The organism is Neorhizobium turbinariae (assembly GCF_023223505.1).
GTDB classification, from domain to species: domain Bacteria; phylum Pseudomonadota; class Alphaproteobacteria; order Rhizobiales; family Rhizobiaceae; genus Neorhizobium; species Neorhizobium turbinariae.
This window is the reverse complement of record NZ_JALPRY010000047.1, coordinates 1-2,463: the sequence shown is the minus strand read 5'-3', so window position 1 is coordinate 2,463 and position 2,463 is coordinate 1. Positions and strand designations below refer to the sequence as shown.

Below are 2,463 nucleotides of genomic sequence, written 5' to 3'. Positions count from 1 at the left end.
TGTTGATTTGCACTGAGAGCTGACCCGGGATTTGCGCCGAGAAGTGACCCGCCTTAGGTATCGTCCGTCGTGGTTGGGGTGGTCAAGTTCCTGCGTTTCTCCTTCGTAGTTTTGGGCTCATGGGCTGAACTGTTTTTGAAGCGGAAGCTGTCGTTTCCGGTTTCGAGGATGTGGCAATGATGTGTGAGCCGGTCGAGCAACGCGGTGGTCATCTTGGCATCGCCAAAAACGCTGGCCCATTCGCTGAAGCTCAGATTGGTGGTGATGATGACGCTCGTGTGCTCGTAGAGTTTACTCAGTAAATGGAAGAGCAGCGCACCGCCTGAAGCACTGAACGGCAGGTACCCGAGTTCGTCCAGGATGACGAGATCGGAGTGTGCCAGGCGGTTGGCGATCTGCCCTGGTCGGCCTTGGGACTTCTCTTGCTCGAGCGCGTTGACCAGTTCCACGGTCGAGAAGAACCGAACTCGCTTGTGATGATGTTCGATAGCCTGGACACCAATTGCCGTGGCGATATGCGTTTTGCCCGTGCCGGGGCCGCCGACCAGGACGATGTTGTTGGCGTCGTCGAGGAAGTCGCAGCGATGAAGCTGACGCACCAGCGCCTCATTGATCTCACTGCTGGCGAAGTCGAAGCCGTTCAGATCACGATAGGCTGGAAAGCGTGCCGTCTTGAGCTGGTAGGCGGTCGATCGAACTTCGCGTTCCGCAGTCTCGGCCTTGAGAAGCTGCGACAGGATCGGGATTGCCGCCTCGAACGCCGGCGATCCTTGCTCCGTGAGCTCGCCGACGGCCTGGGCCATGCCGTGCATCTTCAGTTGCCGCAACATGATGACGATAGCGCCGCTTGCCGGATTATGACGCATGGCGAGCCTCCGTCTTTCTCAGCGCATCGTAGCGTTCGACATTGGCCTTGGGCTCGTTGATGAGTGTCAGGGCCTGAGGCGCGTCAATGGTGGGCGGTGTGAAGGATTTGCCGTCGACGAGGCGATGCAGCAGGTTCAGCACGTGGGTCTTCGTGGGGACGCCGGACTTCAGTGCCATGTCCACGGCCGACAGGATGGCCTGTTCGTCGTGCTGGAGGACCAGCGCCAGGATATCGACCATCTCGCGGTCGCCACCCGGCTTCTTCAGGAGGTATTGCTGCAAGGCTCGGAATGCGTCCGGTAGCTCAACGAACGGTGCACCATTGCGAAGAGCGCCCGGCTTGCGTTGCACGACCGCCAGATAATGCCGCCAGTCGTAGATCGTCTGTCCCGGTCGATCATGAGAGCGATCGATGACACGGCGGTGCTCACAGACGATCTGGCCCTCCGCGGCGACAACGATACGGTCCGGATAGACCCGGAGGCTCACCGGCCGATTGGCGAAGGATGCCGGGACACTGTAGCGATTGCGCTCCAGATGGACGAGGCAGGTCGGCGTGACCCGCTTGGTATACTCGACGAAGCCGTCGAACGGCCGGGAAACCGGCATCAATACCAAAGCTTCCTCAGCCCAGATGTCAGCGATGGTGCCGCGCATCTGGCCGTGTGGCGTCTGCGCCCACAATTCCTTGCAGCGCTGCTCCAGCCAGTCGTTCAACGCTTCCAGCGACGGAAAGCGCGGCGTGGGCTGCCAGAGACGATGACGGGCATCCTGAACGTTCTTCTCGACCTGTCCTTTCTCCCAGCCGGAGGCAGGATTGCAGAACTCGGGTTCGAACACATAGTGGCTGGCCATTGCCAGGAAGCGGATGTTGACGTCACGCTCTTTGCCACGGCCGACCTTGTCGATTGCCGTGCGCATGTTGTCGTAGATGCCGCGACCGGGGATGCCGCCGAAGACCCGGAATGCATGGTTGTGGGCGTCGAACAGCATCTCGTGCGTCTGCAAGAGATAGGCACGGACGATGAAGGCGCGGCTGTAACTCAGCTTCGTATGCGCCACCTGCAGCTTGGTGCGCTCATTGCCAATGATGGCCCAGTCCTCCGACCAATCGAATTGGAACGCTTCGCCCGGCTCGAAGGCCAGAGGCACGAACGTTCCGCGCCCCGTCGTCTGGAATTCCCTCTGCCGGTCTGCCTTCCATTCCCGGGCAAAGGCTGCAACACGGCAGTAGGAACCGTCATAGCCGAGGCTCACCAGGTCGGCGTGGAGCTGCTTCAGGGTGCGCTTCTGTTTGCGGCCCTTCTTGGATTCCGTCTTCAGCCAGGCCGACAGCCGATCTGCGAAAGGGTCGAGCTTGCTCGGTCGCTCCGGGACCTTGAACTTCGGCTCGACGCCGTCCAACCGCAGGTATTTGCGGACAGTGTTCCGGGACAGGCCGGTCCTGCGGCAAATCTCCCGAATCGAAAGATGCTCTCGAAAATGCCAGCGTCGGATTACGCTCAGTAACGCCATGTCGATCACTCCAAAGCCCCCGCTGAAACCTCGCGAGGGATGATTGAAACATGGGTCAAATCTCAGTGATAATTTCCCGCA

General features: G+C 60.1%; 2 protein-coding genes. Both read right to left on the bottom strand.

Annotated elements, in window-relative coordinates:
• Positions 1-53 precede the first annotated feature (53 nt).
• Positions 54-866 (bottom strand): IS21-like element helper ATPase IstB, encoded by an 813-nt coding sequence (gene istB, locus M0654_RS22530; protein WP_057352983.1) that lies wholly within the window; start codon positions 864-866, stop codon positions 54-56.
• Positions 856-2,382: an IS21 family transposase gene (gene istA, locus M0654_RS22525; protein WP_118851503.1), complete on the bottom strand. Its 1,527-nt coding sequence runs from the start codon at positions 2,380-2,382 to the stop codon at positions 856-858. The genes istB and istA overlap by 11 nt, the downstream gene beginning before the upstream one ends.
• Positions 2,383-2,463 lie beyond the last annotated feature (81 nt).

What these genes read in the sequence shown, in the direction of transcription:
- istA (WP_118851503.1), bottom strand. Translation starts at nt 2,382, where the DNA reads ATGGCGTTACTGAGCGTAATCCGACGCTGGCATTTTCGAGAGCATCTT.
- istB (WP_057352983.1), bottom strand. Translation starts at nt 866, where the DNA reads ATGCGTCATAATCCGGCAAGCGGCGCTATCGTCATCATGTTGCGGCAA.